Source organism: Micromonospora sp. BRA006-A (genome assembly GCF_033433935.1).
Classification (GTDB): Bacteria; Actinomycetota; Actinomycetes; order Mycobacteriales; family Micromonosporaceae; genus Micromonospora; species Micromonospora aurantiaca.
Genome location: NZ_JANCLW010000001.1, coordinates 4772215 through 4788925, shown reverse-complemented (window position 1 = coordinate 4788925; position 16711 = coordinate 4772215). Strand labels below are relative to the sequence as shown.

Annotated in this window: 16 protein-coding genes; 6 read left to right on the top strand and 10 right to left on the bottom strand. The window is 75.6% G+C overall.

Annotation, left to right across the window (positions count from 1 at the left end; all coding sequences use genetic code 11):
- Positions 1 to 138 precede the first annotated feature (138 nt).
- From NMK34_RS21635 to NMK34_RS21625, 3 genes are all read left to right on the top strand, one after another.
- Positions 139 to 672 (top strand): hypothetical protein, encoded by a 534-nt coding sequence (locus NMK34_RS21635; RefSeq protein WP_318334951.1) that lies wholly within the window; start codon positions 139 to 141, stop codon positions 670 to 672.
- A 57-nt stretch (positions 673 to 729) separates the two neighbouring features.
- Positions 730 to 2136 (top strand): class II 3-deoxy-7-phosphoheptulonate synthase, encoded by a 1407-nt coding sequence (locus tag NMK34_RS21630; RefSeq protein WP_013475760.1) that lies wholly within the window; start codon positions 730 to 732, stop codon positions 2134 to 2136.
- Positions 2137 to 2222: 86 nt separating this feature from the next.
- Positions 2223 to 3242, top strand: a complete 1020-nt coding sequence (locus NMK34_RS21625) for a GntG family PLP-dependent aldolase (protein ID WP_318336395.1) — start codon at positions 2223 to 2225, stop codon at positions 3240 to 3242.
- Positions 3243 to 3383: 141 nt separating this feature from the next.
- On the opposite strand, the gene NMK34_RS21620 is transcribed toward NMK34_RS21625, so the two are convergent.
- Positions 3384 to 4253, bottom strand: a complete 870-nt coding sequence (locus NMK34_RS21620) for a deoxyribonuclease IV (protein ID WP_318334950.1) — start codon at positions 4251 to 4253, stop codon at positions 3384 to 3386.
- Positions 4250 to 6235, bottom strand: coding sequence for a Stk1 family PASTA domain-containing Ser/Thr kinase (gene pknB, locus NMK34_RS21615; RefSeq protein WP_318334949.1), 1986 nt, complete (start codon positions 6233 to 6235; stop codon positions 4250 to 4252). Before pknB ends, NMK34_RS21620 begins: the two co-directional genes overlap by 4 nt.
- A gap of 130 nt (positions 6236 to 6365) precedes the next feature.
- Between pknB and NMK34_RS21610 the strand changes: the two genes are divergently transcribed.
- Positions 6366 to 6746, top strand: a complete 381-nt coding sequence (locus tag NMK34_RS21610; protein ID WP_135241310.1) for an Rv2175c family DNA-binding protein — start codon at positions 6366 to 6368, stop codon at positions 6744 to 6746.
- Positions 6747 to 6900: 154 nt separating this feature from the next.
- Here the strand turns inward: NMK34_RS21610 and NMK34_RS21605 are convergent, their stop codons facing one another.
- The gene (locus NMK34_RS21605) at positions 6901 to 7983 is read right to left on the bottom strand and encodes a polyprenyl synthetase family protein (protein WP_318334948.1); all 1083 of its coding nucleotides are present in this window, start codon (positions 7981 to 7983) and stop codon (positions 6901 to 6903) included.
- A 63-nt stretch (positions 7984 to 8046) separates the two neighbouring features.
- Positions 8047 to 9450, bottom strand: a complete 1404-nt coding sequence (locus tag NMK34_RS21600; protein WP_318334947.1) for a helix-turn-helix transcriptional regulator — start codon at positions 9448 to 9450, stop codon at positions 8047 to 8049.
- Positions 9451 to 9677: 227 nt separating this feature from the next.
- Here NMK34_RS21600 and metF point away from each other — a divergent pair, with 227 nt between their 5' ends.
- Positions 9678 to 10595, top strand: a complete 918-nt coding sequence (gene metF, locus NMK34_RS21595) for a methylenetetrahydrofolate reductase [NAD(P)H] (protein WP_135241307.1) — start codon at positions 9678 to 9680, stop codon at positions 10593 to 10595.
- A 44-nt stretch (positions 10596 to 10639) separates the two neighbouring features.
- Positions 10640 to 11329 (top strand): CDP-alcohol phosphatidyltransferase family protein, encoded by a 690-nt coding sequence (locus NMK34_RS21590; RefSeq protein ID WP_318334946.1) that lies wholly within the window; start codon positions 10640 to 10642, stop codon positions 11327 to 11329.
- A gap of 131 nt (positions 11330 to 11460) precedes the next feature.
- Here NMK34_RS21590 and NMK34_RS21585 read toward each other — a convergent pair whose 3' ends face one another.
- Genes NMK34_RS21585 through NMK34_RS21560 form a run of 6 tightly spaced genes read right to left on the bottom strand, consistent with a single transcriptional unit; the run spans position 11461 to position 16673 of the window.
- Positions 11461 to 12948, bottom strand: coding sequence for a phytoene desaturase family protein (locus NMK34_RS21585; RefSeq protein ID WP_318334945.1), 1488 nt, complete (start codon positions 12946 to 12948; stop codon positions 11461 to 11463).
- Between the two features lie 12 nt (positions 12949 to 12960).
- Entirely contained in the window at positions 12961 to 14088 is a 1128-nt protein-coding gene (locus tag NMK34_RS21580; protein ID WP_318334944.1) for a glycosyltransferase family A protein, read from the bottom strand.
- Entirely contained in the window at positions 14085 to 14903 is an 819-nt protein-coding gene (locus NMK34_RS21575; protein WP_318334943.1) for a carotenoid biosynthesis protein, read from the bottom strand. Before NMK34_RS21575 ends, NMK34_RS21580 begins: the two co-directional genes overlap by 4 nt.
- Positions 14900 to 15454: a GNAT family N-acetyltransferase gene (locus NMK34_RS21570; RefSeq protein ID WP_318334942.1), complete on the bottom strand. Its 555-nt coding sequence runs from the start codon at positions 15452 to 15454 to the stop codon at positions 14900 to 14902. The genes NMK34_RS21575 and NMK34_RS21570 overlap by 4 nt, the downstream gene beginning before the upstream one ends.
- Positions 15451 to 16188, bottom strand: a complete 738-nt coding sequence (locus NMK34_RS21565) for a monooxygenase (RefSeq protein ID WP_318334941.1) — start codon at positions 16186 to 16188, stop codon at positions 15451 to 15453. Before NMK34_RS21565 ends, NMK34_RS21570 begins: the two co-directional genes overlap by 4 nt.
- A complete protein-coding gene (locus tag NMK34_RS21560; RefSeq protein ID WP_135241301.1) occupies positions 16185 to 16673 on the bottom strand; it encodes a YbaK/EbsC family protein in 489 nt (162 codons plus the stop codon). The genes NMK34_RS21565 and NMK34_RS21560 overlap by 4 nt, the downstream gene beginning before the upstream one ends.
- Positions 16674 to 16711 lie beyond the last annotated feature (38 nt).

Below are 16711 nucleotides of genomic sequence, written 5' to 3'. Positions count from 1 at the left end.
GGGCCGCACCGGCCCCTCCCCGCCCGCGTGCCGTCCTGGCCGAGCGCGCCGATCCGGGTCAGGATGGGGAGTCACCCGGCCGCGCCGGCCGGGTGTGGCACACTCGCCGCTCGACGAGTCCACGCGACGGGAGGACAGATGGGTCGCAGCCACCGGGACCGGTTCGCCGGGCTCGCCGTCCTCGCGCTCCTGCCCGCGGCGCTGGCCGCCTGCGGCTCGGGTGGCCAGGACGGCGGAGACACCCCGCCCAGCGGGAAGGCGCCGGCCGAGGAGGCGGCGGCCAAGAGCCGCGAACGTGTGCAGGCGTACCTGGACGCGCTCACCGCCCGCGACGCCGCCGCCGGCCGCAGCCAGCTCTGCGCGCCCATGCACGCCGCCTTCGACTCCGCCGCCACCGGCCCGAACGGCGACTTCGCCGACCACTTCACGGTGCCCGAGGCGACGATTACCGAGGTCCGCTCCGGCCCGAACGGCCAGGAGGTCAGCGCCTCGATCACCGTTGCCGCCGGCGCGCGCAAGGCCGCCCGGTCGCTGCTGTTCACCGTCACCCGTAACGGGGCGGACTGGTGCATCTCCGGCGAGGTGCCCGGAGGGAGCGCGGCCGAGCCGACCGCCGACCCGGCGGAGCCGGCACCGCCGGCGATGGCGCCCTCACCGGTCACCTCCCAGTGACCGGAACCATCCCCCTCGGCGGCGAGTGATCGCGACGGTCGCCGTACGCTTTCCCTCATGCGCCATGAGTGGCATCAGCTGAGTCACCCCGCCGTGGGCAGCCCTGGTCTGCAGACCAGCCGCCCGACCGCCGACTCCGCCGAGGACGCGGCCCTCGGCCTCGACCGATGGCGGGAGCTGCCGCGCGCGCAGACCCCGCCCTGGGACGACCCGGCCCAGGTCGCCGAGGTCTGCCGGGTGCTGGACACGGTGCCGTCGGTGGTCGCGCCCTACGAGGTCGACCAGTTGCGGCAGCGGCTCGCGCTGGTCTGCGAGGGAAAGGCGTTCCTGCTCCAGGGCGGTGACTGCGCGGAGACCTTCGCCGACAACACCGAGAGCCACCTGCTCGCCAACGCCCGCACGCTGCTCCAGATGGCCATCGTGCTCACCTACGGCGCGTCGCTGCCGGTGGTCAAGGTCGCCCGGGTCGCCGGCCAGTACACCAAGCCCCGGTCCCTGCCGACCGACGCCCGCGGGCTGCCCGCCTACCGCGGCGACATGATCAATTCCCTGGAGGCCACGCCGGAGGCGCGGGTCGCCGACCCGCAGCGCATGATCCGGGCGTACGCGAACTCGGCCGCCGCGATGAACATGCTCCGCGCGTACCTGGCCGGCGGGCTGGCCGACCTGCACGCCGTGCACGACTGGAACAAGGACTTCGTCCGGCGGTCCCCGGCCGGCGAGCGCTACGACGCGATCGCCCGCGAGATCGACCGGGCGCTGGCCTTCATCCGGGCCTGCGGGATGACCGACGACGAGGCGCTGCGCACCGTCACGCTGCACTGCTCGCACGAGGCGCTGGCGCTGGAGTACGACCGGGCGCTGACCCGGATCTCCAACGGCAAGGCGTACGGCCTGTCCGGGCACTTCCTCTGGATCGGTGAGCGGACCCGGCAGATCGACGGCGCGCACATCGACTTCATCTCGCGCATCGCCAACCCGATCGGCGTCAAGCTCGGCCCGACCACCACCCCGGACGAGGCGATCGAGCTCTGCGAGAAGCTCAACCCGGACAACATCCCCGGCCGGCTCACGCTGATCAGCCGGATGGGCAACCACCGGGTCCGCGACGCGCTGCCCCCGATCGTCGCCAAGGTCACCGCCGCCGGCGCCAAGGTCGTCTGGCAGTGCGACCCGATGCACGGCAACACACACGAGTCCTCCAACGGCTACAAGACCCGGCACTTCGACCGGATCGTGGACGAGGTGCTCGGCTACTTCGAGGTGCACCGCGGCCTGGACACCCACCCGGGTGGCCTGCACGTCGAGCTGACCGGCGAGGACGTCACCGAGTGCCTCGGCGGCGCCCAGGGCATCGAGGACCTCGACCTGCCCGACCGGTACGAGACCGCCTGCGACCCCCGGCTGAACACCCAGCAGTCGCTGGAGTTGGCGTTCCTGGTGGCGGAGATGCTCCGTGGCTGACGCGAGGAGTGAGCTTGCGAGCCCCGCAGTCGGCAGCCGGAGGAGGCACAGTGGGTGACGCGAGGAGTGAGCTTGCGAGCCCCGAACTGATCGATCTGCGGACGGACACCGTGACCCGGCCGACGCCGGGTATGCGGGAGGCGATGGCCGCCGCCGAGGTGGGCGACGACGTCTACGGCGAGGATCCGACGGTCATCGCGCTGGAGACCGAGGTGGCCGCGCTGTTCGGTCACGAGGCGGCGCTGTTCGCCCCGAGCGGCTCGATGGCCAACCAGATCGCGCTCCAGCTGCACGTACCGCCCGGCGACGAACTGCTCTGCGACGCCGACGCGCACGTGGTCACGTACGAGGTGGGTGCCGCCGCCGCGTACGGTGGGATCTCCTCGCGGACCTGGCCGGCGGTGGGCGCGGAGCTGGACCCCGACGTGGTCGCCGGGATGATCCGGCCGGACGGCTACTTCGCGGTGCCCACGCGGGCGATCGCCGTGGAGCAGACCCACAACCGGGGCGGCGGCGGGGTGATCCCGCTGCCGACGCTGCGCCGGATGCGTGAGGTCGCCGACGAGCACGGGGTGGCCCTGCACTGCGACGGCGCGCGGATCTGGCACGCGCACGTGGCCGACGGGGTGCCGCTGGCCGAGTACGGCGTGCTGTTCGACACGCTCTCGGTCTGCCTCTCCAAGGGCCTCGGCGCGCCGGTCGGCTCGCTGGTGGTGGGCAGCGCGGAGAAGATCGCCCGGGCGCGGTTCCTGCGCAAGCGGATGGGCGGCGGCATGCGGCAGGTCGGCATCCTGGCCGCCGCCGGCCGGTACGCGCTGGCGCACCACGTCGAGCGGCTCGCCGACGACCACGTGAAGGCGGCCCGGCTGGCCGAGGCGGTCGCCCCGCACGGGGTGCTCGCGGCGGTGGTGCGGACCAACATCGTGCCGCTGGACCTGACCAAGCACCCGCTGGACGCGCACGCGCTGGCGGCGGCCGCGCGGGCGGAGGGGCTGCTGATCTCGGTGCTCGGCCCGCGTACCGCCCGGCTGGTCACCCACCTGGACGTCACCGACGCGCAGATCGACCGCGCCGCCACCATCCTGAACGCCGCCCTGCGCGCCTGACCCCCTGCCTTACCGGCCTCCGTCCTCCGCCTCGTTGATCAAGGAGTTCGTGTCCTCATCCGCGCCGTGGCGGGACACGAACTCCTTGATCACCGCGGTCATACGGGGAAGGTGGGGAGGGGCCGGGGGAGGGCGGGACCGTCAGGGGTGGAGGCGCTTCAGGGTGGCTATGTCGGCGGCGTGGCCGACGTGCTTCTCCGTGGGGGTCTCCACCAGCACGGGCACGCCGGCCGTTGCCGGATGCCGCATCAGCTCGGCGAACGCCGGCTCACCGATGGTGCCCTTGCCGATGTTCTCGTGCCGGTCCCGGGTGGAACCGCACAGGTCCTTCGAGTCGTTCGCGTGCACCAGCCGCAGCCGGTCCGCGCCCACCGTGGCGACCAGCGTGTCGAGCGTGGCGGTCATGCCGCCCTCGGCGGCCAGGTCGTGACCGGCCGCCCAGGCGTGACAGGTGTCGAAGCAGACCCCGAGCATCGGGTGCCGGTCGACCGCGTCCAGGTAGGGGCCGAGGTGTTCGACCCGGGACGCCAGTGACCGGCCGCCCCCGGCGCTCGGCTCGACCAGCAGCATCGGCCCGCCGGTGGCCGCGACCTCGTCGAGCAGCGGCAGTAGCGCCTCCCGGACCTGCCGCAGGGCCGCGTCGGCGTGACCGGCGTCGACGGCGCTGCCGGCGTGGAACACCACACCCTCGGCGCCGATCGCCCGGCCCCGGCGCAGCGCGTGCGCCAGGGTCTCGGCCGACCGGGTCACCGTCGCCGGGGTGGGGGAGCCGAGGTTCACCAGCAGCGACGCGTGGATGAACACGGGCAGGCCGCGCTCGCCGCACCCGTCGCGGAACGACGCGTCCTGCGCCGGGTCACCGGCCGGCAGCGCCCAGCCCCGCGAGTTCGAGACGTAGACCTGCACCACCTCGGACCCGGCCGCGTCCGCGTACGGCAGGGCCGTCCGGCCCAGGCCGCCGGAGGTGGGGGTGTGCGACCCCACCCGGCGGCGGCCGTCACATCCGCTCACAGGCACGTCACCGTGATCGTCGTACCCGGCGGCACCGGCGTGTTCTCGGCCGGGTTCTGGATCCGGACGATGCCGTTCGGGTTGAGCTGGACGTTGACCGGGAAGCCCTGGCTCTCCAGCGTCTGCTTGGCCTGCTGGCAGGGCATGTCGATCACCCGGGGCACGGCCACCTGCGGCGGGCCCTTGCTGATCTCCAGCTTGACCTGGGCGCCCTTCTCCACGCCGGTGCCGTCGGCCGGGCTCTGGCCGAGGATCTCGTCCTTCGGCTTGTCGGACTCCTTGACGTTCTCCACCGGCTTCAGCCCGAGCTGCGCGAGGATGGTGCGCGCCTCGGTGAGGCTCTTGCCGACCAGGTTGGGCACCGTCACTGGCGCGCGACCCTTGCTGAGGATCACCGTCACCTTCGCCCCGGGCTTGACCACTGTGCCCACCTTCGGGTCGGTGGCCAGCACCACACCCGCCGGCAACGCGTCGTCGTACCGGGAGGAGCCCTTGGCCACGACCAGGTTGGCGCCCTCCAGCTCGGCCTGGGCCAGCGCGTAGTCCTTGCCCACCACGTCCGGCACCGGCAGCCGCTCCGGGCCGAGCGACAGGGTCAGCGTGATCGTGCCGCCCTTGACGATCCGCGCGGCCGAGCCGGGATCCTGCCCGAGCACCATGTCCTTGGGGACGTTCTCGTCGTAGCGCGGCGCGGCGTACCGCAGCGTGAAGCCGCCGCGCTCGGCCCGCGCCTCCGCGTCGGCCTTGGTCAGGCTCACCAGCTGCGGCGCGACCGTGTAGCGGCCCACGCCGAACCACCAGCCACCGCCGGCGGCGACCAGGCCGAGCACCACGACCACCGCGGCGACGGCAAGCCGTCCGCGCGGCGAGCCCATGATCCGGGTACGCAGGGCGGCGAAACCGGTCCCCGGAACGTCCTCCTCGACGGCGCGGCGCCGGTGCGGGCGCTGCGCGGCACCGCTCTCGGGCAGCCGGGCCCACGCCGGGCGCTCGACCGGCTGGAGCGCGGCCACCATCTGGGTCGGCTGACTCAGGACCGCGGTGTCGTCGCTGAGCTGCGGCAGCACGGTGGTGTGCGCGTGCGGGTCGCCGAGCTGGTCGCGGACCGCCTGCACCTCGCTCAGCAGCGCCGCGGCGTCGGCCGGGCGGCCGGCCGGATCCCGCCGGGTGGCCCGGGCGACGAGCGCGTCGAGGGCCGGCGGCAGCGTCGGCACCAGCGTCGACGGCGCCGGTACGTCCCGGTCGACGTGCTGCCACGCGACCTCGACCGGACGGTCGCCGTCGTAGGGCACCCGGCCGGTGAGCATCTCGAACAGCACGATGCCGGCCGAGTAGACGTCGGTGCGCGGGTCCGCGTGGCCCTGGGTGACCAGCTCCGGCGCCACGTACGCCACGGTCGCCATGAGCTGGTTGCCGTTCTCGTCCTCGGCGCTGGCCTCGACGGCCCGGGCCAGCCCGAAGTCGGCCACCTTGACCACGCTGTCGACCAGGTTGCGGCTGCCGCCGGTGGGCACCTCGGCGACAAGCACGTTCTCCGGCTTGACGTCGCGGTGCACCAGGCCGGCCCGGTGGGCGGCGGCGAGCGCGGCGAGCATCTGCTCGGTGATCGCCAGTGCCTCGTCCGGGTTCAGCCGGCGGCGCTCGGCGAGCACGTCGCGCAGCGTGCGGCCGCGGACGTACTCCATCACCAGGTACGGCAGGCCGGCGTGGATGCCCTGGTCGTAGACCGCCACCACGTTCGGGTGGGTGAGCCGGGCGATCGTCTTCGCCTCGTCGGTGAAGCGTTCGACGAAGCCGGCCATCCGGGCCCGGGCCTGCGGCGCCTGGGTCGGGTGAATGATCTTGACCGCCACGGTGCGCTCCAGGCGCTCGTCGGTGGCGGTGTACACGGTCGCCATGCCGCCACGGGCGACGCGCCCGCGAATGCGGTAGCGCCCCTCGATCAGCGAGCCCAGCAACGTGTCGGCGACCTGTGTGTCCATCGGCAGGCAGTCTATGTGTCGGAAGGGTGAAGGTAGAACAGGATGCTACCGCCGGGTTGCGACACGGGGGGACCGCCACGGTGCGGGGTGCCGCGCGCCGCGCTCGACGGGCACGTGGCAGGGTGGTCGGGTGACCGATTCCGTACCCGCCGAGACCGGCCCCGACCTGGCCGGACCGGCCGACCCGGCCGGCTGGCTGACGCTGCCCGACGTGGCCGAGCGCCTGGACCTGTCGATCAGCAAGGTGCACCAGATGATCCGCGACCGCGAACTGATCGCGGTGCGCCGCGACGGCGTCCGCCGGATCCCGGCCGACCTGGTGGCCAACCGCACCGTGCTCAAGCATCTGCCCGGCGTGCTCAACCTGCTCGCCGACGCCGGGTACGACGACGAGGAGGCGCTGCGCTGGCTCTACCGGGAGGACCCCAGTCTTCCCGGTACCCCCGCTGTAGCCCTCGGCGGCGACCTGGCCCGAGAGGTCAAACGCCGAGCCCAGGCCGTCGCCTTCTAACCCCCCCCCGAACCCGCCCCCCTCCGCTCCCGTCGATCATGAAGTTGGCGGCGAAGTCGATCTCCGAAAGTGCCGCCAACTTCATGATCGACCGCTGAAGGGACGGGTGCGGGACGGGTGCGGGACGGGTGCGGGACGGGGGAGGGAGGGCGGGTCAGGCGGGGCGGCGGGTGGCGGCGATGGCCAGGTCGACCAGGGCCTGGCGGGCCTCGGTGTCCAGGTCGACAGCGGTGAGCGCGGCCAGGGCGCTCTCGGTCAGCGCGGCGATGTGCCGTTCGGCCCGATCCAGCGCGCCGCTCGTCGTGATCAGCTCGCGCAGCCGGTCCACCCCGGCCGCGTCCAGGTCCGGTACGCCGAGCCCGGCCAGCAGCGCCTCCCGGCCGGCCGGGTCGAGCGTCTCCAGAGCCGCCGCCACCAGGTATGTCCGCTTGCCCTCGCGCAGGTCGTCGCCGGCCGGCTTGCCGGTGCGCTCCGGGTCGCCGAACACCCCCAGCACGTCGTCGCGGAGCTGGAACGCCTCACCCAGCGGCAGGCCGTACGCCGAGTAGGCGGCGTGCACCTCGGGCGGCGCGCCGGCCAGCGCGGCGCCCAGCAGCAGCGGACGCTCGACCGTGTACTTCGCCGACTTGTACCGGGCCACCTTCGCGGCCCGGTCCAGCGAGGTGTCCCCGGTGGCCTGGGTCAGCACGTCCAGGTACTGCCCGACGGTCACCTCGGTGCGCATCTCGTCGAAGACCGGCCGCGCCCGGGCCACGGTGGCCGGCGGCAGGCCGGAGGAGTGCAGCAGCTCGTCGGACCAGACCAGGCACAGGTCGCCCAGCAGGATCGCCGCGGCGTCGCCGAAGGAGTCCGCGTCGCCGCCCCAGCCGGCCGTACGGTGCCGGGCGGCGAACCGCCTGTGCATCGCCGGCTCGCCCCGCCGGGTGTCCGACCGGTCCATCAGGTCGTCGTGGATCAGCGCGCTGGCCTGCACGAACTCCAGCGCCGCCAGGGTGGCGACGACCTGGTCGGAGTCGACCCCGCCGGCGCCCCGGTAACCCCAGTAGCCGAACGCCGGGCGCAGCCGCTTGCCGCCGCCCAGCACGAACGCCTCGATCGCCTCGGCGACGGGCAGCAGGCCGTCGTCGACGGCGGTCAGCCAGCCGCGCTGGCCGGCGAGGAACTCGGTGAGCGCCTTGTCGATCCGCTGGCGCAGGCCGGCACGGTCGACGGGGGAAACGGGAGCAGCGTGGGTCACGCCACGACGCTAGCGGTTCACACCCGTTCGCGCCGTGCCCGGCGCCCCGGCGTGCCTCGTGGCTCACCTGCCCGGACGGTCGCGCAGGTGGCGCGGCACGCCGGACGGCAGGTACGGGCGGGCCGCGGTGACCAGTCCCGCGTACCCCCGGGTGGCCGGCGCGGGCGGCGCGTGCGCCAGGCCGCGACGGAACGCGGTGAGCTGGCCGACGGCCCGGGCGGACCCGGACCGGACCGCGTCGAGCAGCGCCTCGCCGGCCACCGCGCACGCCTCGGGCACCGCGCCCAGGCCCAGGTGGCCGCGGGCCAGCCAGCCGCCGTAGACGGCCGACCGGCGCGGGCGGCCCGGTGCGCCCACCACCGGCGTCAGCAGCGGTACGGCGGCGGCCGGGCGGCCCAGCGCGACGAGCGTGCGCCCGGTCATCGCCGCCAGTTCGGCCGCGTCGAGCCAGTAGAGCCAGGGCGGCTCCCGGCCGGGCTCCGGCGTGCCCGCCCGGTCCGCCCCGGCCAGCGCCTGCCCGGCGGCACGGGGACGTCCGGCGAGCGCGGCGGCGAGCGCCACCCGGTGCAGCAGCAGCGCCCGCAGACCGGGCGTGGCGGTGGCGCGGGTGGCGGCGTACCCGATCCGGGCCAGGACCAGCGCGCCGGCCGGGTCGCCGGCGTCGGCCAGCAGGTGACTGGCCGACGCGAGCACGTGCCCGGCCAGCGGCGGCTGCCCGGCGGCCACCGCCGCCCGCAGCGCCAGCCGGTACGCGACCAGGCCCCCGCCGGGGTTCCCGGCGTCGGCGGCCAGCCAGCCGGCGAGCTGCGCCGACTCGGCCAGCGCGGGCAGCATCGCGCGCCGGCCGGCGGGCCCGGCGCGCCGGTAGCCGCGGACCGCGTGCCGCAGCCGGCGGGCGCCGTGCCCGGCGAGGTCGCCGCCGCCGAGCAGGTCGTCCCAGCGCCGCAGCGTGGCGAGCGTCACCCGGTCCGCCGGGTGACCACGACCGGCGGGCTCGTCCGGCCCGCGCGGGACGCCGAGCGACAAGGGCTGGTCCGCGGTCGTGCGCCCGGCCTCCCGCCCGGGACGGCCGTGCTGCGGCGGCGCGGCGGCGAACGGACCGGCCGGCGTGCGGCCGCCCGGGTCGGCCGCCCAGCGGTACGCGAGCGTGAGCAGGGCCAGCCGGGCGCGGGAGCCGGCCGGGTCGACCACCGCGGGCGCCACGCCCAGCCGGCGGCTGCGGGCGGCGGCCCCGGCCAGCACCTCACCCGGCACCCCCAGAACAGTCGCCAGCCAGGCGGACCAGAAGTCGCCGGGAAGCCGCAGCTGGCGCTCCCAGCGGGACACCTCGTTGCGGGTCAGCGTGGGCACGCCGGAGGCGGCGCAGAGCTCGTCGGCCAGCCGCTGCTGGCTCCAGCCACGGGCGGCCCGCAACTCGGCCAGCAGCGGCCCGAGCAGGCGCGGGCCCGGCGGCGGGGACGGGATCATCGGAACCTCCGGGGCGACGGCGCGGATGGCGACGCGGACGCCCGGCCAGGTGGTGGCGCCGGCGCGTCGCCGTCGTGGCGACCCCCGCGCGGGCCCCCGGAACGGCCGTCGGCCGCCCCACCGCGCTGCCGCATTTCTACCCCCGGGGTACGACGTCGCGCCGGGACAGGTGTTCGCGGGCTGGGAAGATTCCCGATGCGGCGTCCCGTCCCGGTTACAGTCGATCCGTGGCGCTCGGTCTTCCCTCGGTCCTTCCCAATCCCCAGCCGGCCATCGGGGAGCTGATCCGTGACGGCCGCCCCACGTTCTCCTTCGAGTTCTTCCCGCCGAAGACCCCGGCCGGGGAGAAGCTGCTCTGGCAGGCCATCCGCGAGCTGGAGTCGCTGCGGCCCTCGTTCGTGTCGATCACCTACGGCGCGGGCGGCTCGACCCGCGACACCACGGTGGCGGTGACCGAACGGATCGCCACCGAGACGACGCTGCTGCCGATGGCGCACCTGACCGCGGTGAACCACTCGGTCGCCGAGCTGCGGCACGTGATCGGCCGGCTGGCCTCGGTCGGGGTGCGCAACGTGCTGGCCGTGCGGGGCGACCCGCCGGGCGACCCGGGCGGCGAGTGGATCGCCCATCCCGAGGGCGTCCGGTACGCCGAGGACCTGGTCCGGCTGGTCCGCGACAGCGGCGACTTCAGCGTCGGCGTGGCCGCCTTCCCGTACAAGCACCCGCGCTCGCCGGACGTGGACAGCGACACCGCGCACTTCGTCCGCAAGTGCCGGGCCGGCGCGGAGTTCGCGATCACCCAGATGTTCTTCGACGCCGACGACTACCTGCGCCTGCGCGACCGGGTGGCCGCCGCCGGCTGCGACACCCCGATCCTGGCCGGAGTGATGCCGGTGACCCAGATCGGCACCATCGAACGGTCGGTGCAGCTGTCCGGCGCGCCGTTCCCGCCGGCGCTGGCCGAGCGGTTCGAGCGGGTGGCCGACGACCCGGAGGCGGTACGCCGACTCGGCGTCGAACAGGCGAGCGAGATGTGCGAGAAGCTGCTCGACGAGGGCGTGCCGGGGATCCACTTCATCACCCTCAACCGGTCCACTGCGACCCGCGAGGTGTGGCAGCGGCTGCGCGCCGCCGCACGGGTGTGACCACCCGCCACACGACACCCGCGCCGTGCTTCTACGGTTGATCCGTGGTGGGCACACAGCTGAACTGGGACCAGTACGCGACCGCGTGGGCGCGGCTGCACGGCGGCTTCGATCCGCGTACCGCCGCGCCGGTGGTGCGCGCCTGGCTGCGCTTCGCCTACCACGTGGGCTACGTGCTGGGCCGGCTGCGCGTCGGCCCCACCCCGGTGACCGTGTTCGGGGTGCTGCTCTGCTTCTGCGTACCCCTGTTCGTCGAGCGGCCCGGCGACGGGCCGTTCCTGGGCGCGTTGTTCGTGCTGCTGGCGGCGGTGGCCGACAGCGTCGACGGCGCGGTGGCGGTGGCCACCGGCCGCACCACCCGGCTGGGCTACGTGTACGACTCGGTCGCCGACCGGCTCGGCGAGGTCGCCTGGCTGGTCGCGTTCTGGCTGCTCGGCGCGCCGGGCGCGCTGGTCGCGGCGGCCGGTGGCCTGTCCTGGCTGCACGAGTACGTGCGGGCGCGCGCGGTCTCGGCGGGGATGCGGGAGATCGGCGCGGTGACGGTGGGGGAGCGGCCGACCCGGGTCTGCGTGGCGCTGGTCGGGCTGCTGGTCGCCGGGCTCACCGGACTGATCGACGTCGACCTGACCGCCGGCACGATCACCATGGCCACCACGGTCTGGGTGCTGCTCGCCGGGTTCGGCCTGGGTCAGTTGCTCTCCGCCGTCCGCCGCGCGCTGGTCGACGCCGGCTGACCGCCACGCCCACGCCGCGCAGCCCTGCCGCGCCCGCGAGCCGCCGGGCGGGCGCGCGGCGGGCTGCCGGCGTTAATAAGGGGCCCTTCCTCTACCGGAGGCGTTAACAAGGGCCCCCTCCTTACACACCCTCACCAGGCCGGGCCGACCGCCTCGGCGACGATCTCCGCGGACAACGCCACCATGGGCAGCCCGCCGCCCGGGTGGCTGGAGCCGCCGACCAGCCAGAGCCCGGCCACCGGGCCCCGGTTGACCGGGCGCAGCAGCCCGCCCGCGGTGCCGTAGATCGCCCCGCCCGGCGCGCCGGTGGCCGCGTCCAGGTCGGTCGGGGTGCGGATCTCCCGGAACACCAGCCGGTCCCGCACGTCGACGCCGCGTTCGGCCAGCACGTCCAGGATCCGGTCCGCGTACGCCTCGGCCAGGCCCGGCCGCCGCCAGTCCACAGCGCTCGCGGCGGTGCCGTGCCGGGGCGCGTTGACGAGCACGAACCACGCCTCGTGGCCGTCCGGGCGGACCGCCGGGTCGTCGGCCGCGGTGACGAACACGGTCGGGTCGGGCGCCGGGCGGGCCCGCACCCCGCGACCCGGGTCGCCGAACACGGCGTCGAACTCGGCGTCGTAGTCGCGGGGGAAGAACACGTTGTGGTGGGCCAGCCCGGAGTCGCCGCGTACGCCCAGCAGCAGCACGAACCCGGCCAGGCTGCGGTCGGTGAGCGCGGCCAGCCGGCGCGGGTCGGGCAGCAGGTTCCGGTAGAGGGTCAGCGCGTCCACGTTCGCCACCACCACGTCGGCCGGGATCGGCGCGGCCGCCCCGGCCACGCGTACCCCGTGCACCCGCCCGCCCGCGGCGTCGATGCGGGTGACTGTGGCGTCGGTGCGTACCACCACACCCAGGTCCAGGCAGCGCGACAGCAGCGCGTCGGCGAGCGTGCCCAGCCCGCCGCGCAGGTACCAGCCGCCGTACGCCAGCTCGGCGTAGGGGACGGCGACGAGCGCGGCCGGGGCGCGGCGCGGGTCGGCGCCGGTGTACGTGGCGTACCGGTCCAGCAGCATCCGCATCCGCGGGTCGGACAGGTGGCGGCGGCCCAGCCCGCGCAGGCTGCGGCCGGGGCCGATGGCGGCCAGGTCGCCCAGCCGCCAGGCCAGCGCCGCCAGGTCGCGGGGCGAGTCGACGGTACGGCGCAGGATGTCCCGGTGCGAGGCCGCCCACACCCGGCCGGCGCGCCGCCACAGCCCGCGCCAGTCGGCGGCGGACCGGTCCCCGAACGCGGCGCCGATCCGGGCGGCGAACTCGTCCGGGTCGGCGCAGGAGTCGAGCGCCTGCCCGCCGCCGGGGAAGACGTGCCGCACGATCGGGTCCAGCGGGACCAGGTCGAGGTACTCGTCGAGCTTCGCTCCGGTCGCCTCGAACAGGTCGTGGAAGACCTGCGGCAGGGTGAACAGGCTCGGCCCGGTGTCGAAGTGCCACACCCCCTCCGGGGTGTGGTGGGCGTACCGGCCGAGCTTCCCCCCGACCGTGCCGGCCCGTTCGAGGACGGTGACCTCGTGCCCGGTGACCGCGAGCCGGGCGGCGGTGGCTAGCCCGCCCACCCCGGCGCCGATGACCACGATGCGCGCCATGGCGTGCCCCTCCTAGGTGACCGGGCGACCCCGCCAGGTGAGCCGGTGTCGCTTCCGCAGATGGTACGACCGGACGGTCAGCCAACCGAGGACCACGACCGACACGGGGTGGCCCAGCGCGTCGGGCCACGCCCGTCCGCCGGTGGCGCGGGCGCTGACCACCCGCCCGGCGACCCCGGCCAGGTAGGCCAGGAACGCCACGGCGGCCACCGCCGGCGCGCCGGCGAGCAGCGCCCCGAGCACCAGCAGCGGCGGCGCGACGTAGAGCGCGACCAGCAGCGCCAGCACGGCCGCCGCGGCGGCGGGGTGCCCGAACGTCGCCCACAGCGACTTGGTGTAGCCGTCGCGGAGCTGCGGCCAGGTGTCGTACATCCGGCAGGACGCCAGCCGGGAGCCGTCGGCCAGCGCGATCCGCCCGCCGGCCCGCTTCACCGCCCGGGCCAGCTCGATGTCCTCCAGCACCTTGTCGGCCACCGCCGCGTGCCCGCCGGCCCGCAGGTAGCCGGCCCGGTCCACGACCAGGAACTGCCCGCCCGCCGCGGCCAGCGACGGCCGCCGCGAGCGTTCCATCGCGCGCAGCGGCAGGAACGTCAGCCACAACCACTGCAACAACGGCTGCACCAGCCGGTCGGCCGCCGTCCGCACCACGATCCGGGGGTACGGCGACAGCAGCGCCGCGCCGGCCGCGCGCAACTCGGTCACCGCCGCCGCCACCGCGTACGGGGTGAGCACCACGTCCGCGTCGACGAAGGCCAGCACCGCCGGTTCCGGGCCGGTCCGGGTGGCGAGCTGCCAGCAGGCGTGCGGCTTGCCCAGCCAGCCCGGCGGCGGGGCGACGCCGGTGAGCAGCGTGAGACGGGGATCGTCGCCGGCCACCGCGCGGACCACGTCGGCGGTGCCGTCGGTCGAGCCGTCGTCGAGCACCACGATCCGCAGGTCCGGTACGCCGCGCTGGGCGAGCAGCGCGCGCAGGCACGGGGTGACCCGTTCGGCCTCGTCGCGCAGCGGCAGCAGCACCGCCACCGGCTCGGTCACCTCGGCCGGTCCGGCGCCGGGGCGGCGCAGCCAGGCGTACGCGTTGACCAGCGTGTGCCCGGCCAGCGCGGCGACCACCACGGCCAGCGCGAGGACGGCGATCATGCCGGGGCGTCGACGCGCGGCGCCGGCTCCGGCGTGCCGGTCCGGTCCCGCCGGCGGGCCCGCCACAGCGTGACCGCCAGCGGCACCGCCGCCACCGCCATCCCGGCCGCGCCCCACAGCGCCGACGCCGGCAGCCGCAGGAACACCGCGTGCGCCAGCACGCTGGAGGCGTACGTCCAGAGGTAGAGCGCGAACATCGGGGCGTCCCGGCCGTCGACCCGGTCCACCGACGGGCCGGCGAGCGGGCGCAGCGCGACCGCGAGCAGTACCGCGAAGCCCAGCCAGCCCAGGTAGTTGCTGACCGGGATGCCGGGTAGCCCGGGCAGCGCCGGGGTGGCGTCGAGCCAGGTCCAGTAGCCCTCGGCCACCATCTGCGGGTCGAGGAACAGATCCCAGGCGGCCAGCCCGACCGCCGAGAGCGCGATCCGGGCGAGGCGGGAACGGACCAACCGGACCGCGGTGAGCCAGGCCGGCCAGGCCATCCAGGTCCAGGCGAGCGGGATGATCAGCGGCACTCCGGCCAGCTTCGGGCCCAGCTCACCGGAGTAGTCGTAGCTGCCGAACGGGAACCCGGTGGCCACGCCGATCGCCTCGACCGCGAACCCGCCGCCGGTGACGACCGCGACCAGCGCGACGGCGGTACGGACGCCCCGGGTGAGCAGCGCGTGGCCGACCGAGAGCAGCCAGCCGAGCACCACTGTGGCCACCGTGAGCCCGGCCCGGGTCGCGCCGCCGGTGAGCGGGTAGCAGATCTGGGCGAGCACCAGCACGGCCAGCAGCGCCCAGGGCAGCCGGGAGCGGATCACCGCGCTCATGCCGCGTCCGGCGGGGGCAGCGGCAGGTCCCGGCCGAGCACGCCGAACGGCCGCTCGTCGCCGGGGAAGTGGAAGTGCCGCAGGACGTCGACGAAGCCGAACCGGCGGTACAGCCGCCAGGCCCGGGACTTCTCCTCGTCGGCCTCCGGCGTGGACAGCAGCGTGGTGTCGCCCTCGGCCACGGCGAGCAGCGCGCGCAACTGGCGGGCGCCCAGGCCGTGCCCCTGCGCGGGCGGCCGGACGTGCAGCTCCACCACCTCGAACGGGTGGGCCAGCCAGCGCTGCCGGTCCTGCGCGTTCAGCGCCCGGTGCACCTGGTCGTGCCACCACTGCCCGGTGGCGCCCCGGTAGCCGTACCCGAAACCGGCCAGGTGACCCTCGCTGGTCAGGCTGGCGACGGCGCGGAAACCGGGCCGTCGCACGTGGGTGGCGATGTAGCCGCGGCGGGCCTCCAGCAGGTCGGGCCGGTAGCCCATCGCCTCGCCGTAGACGGCCACCACGTCGTCCAGCCGCCGGACCAGGTCGTCCGGTGTCCACCGCACCAGCCTCATGCGTACCCTCTCGATGTTTCCGGGTCGCCTTCGGCGGCGGCCCAGCCCAGCACCGTACGGTCGCCGACCACGTCGCCCACCGCGAACCGCGCGAACAGTTCCTCCGCGTACCAGCCCTCGCTGGGGGTACGGGTGATCGCGGCGCGGTGCTCCGGGGAACGGTACGCGAACGCGACCAGGTCCGCCGGGTCGCGCCACACGCTGACCGTGCCCTGCCAGCCCAGCGGCGCCTCGCCGACGCCGAAGCGGGCGAGCAGTCCGGGCGCGGTGTGCAGCTCGGCGGCGACCGGCGGGATCGCGCGCCAGAACGTGGCCGCCCGGCGGGCCCGCAGCCGGGCCCGGGTCAGCGCCAGCACCGGCCCGGTGACCCGTCCGCCGGACGGCGCGCCGAACGGCTCCCGGCCGGACCACCGGCCGCGGCTGGTCAGCGGGCGCAGGTCGACCCGTACCGCGGCGCCGGCGATCCGGGCCCAGGAGCGGGCGACCGGGGAGGCGTCGAAGCCGGCCGCGTCGGCGGGGGAGTCCCACACCACGAGCGCGGCCCACCGGGTCAGGTCGGCGTCGCCGGGGCCGAAGCCGGTGCCGGTCCCGGTGCCGGTGCCGAGCAGCTTGGCGAAGCGGACGCCCGGCAGCCGGCGCAGCCGGGCCGGGTGGGTGGCCATCCGGCCCAGCACGCCGGGTACGGTCCGGCGGGGCACACGCCACACGTGCAGCGTGACGAGTCCGGGGTTCACGCCACCTCGGCCGGGGTGCCGGCGGTGATCCGCAGCAGTTCCGCGTACGTGGTGGGGAACACCGCCCGGGGTACGCCGCCGGCGGCCCACACCTCGTCGTACCCGGCCAGGGCGGTGTCCACGACGGTGCGCAGCGGCGCGGGGTGGCCGACCGGTGCGACGCCGCCGATCACCTGCCCGGTGTGCCGCTTGACGAACTCCGGGGTGGCCCGGCGCAGGTGGGTCACGCCCAGCGTGGCGGCCAGCCCGGCGGTGTCCACCCGGTGCGCGCCGGAGGTGAGCACCAGCAGCGGCGCGTCGTCCGCGTCGAAGATCAGCGAGTTGGCGATGGCGCCGACGGCGACACCGAGCGCCTCGGCCGCCGCGGCGGCGGTGTGCACCGCGTCGGGCAGCAGTCGGACGAGGCTGGCCTCGCCCGATCCGTTCCGCGCGCCCGCGTCGTCGAGCGCGCGCTGCACCGCCTGCACGTTCGGGTGTGGCTGCATGCACCCATTCTTCCTGCCGTGCCCGTTCGGCCGGCAGC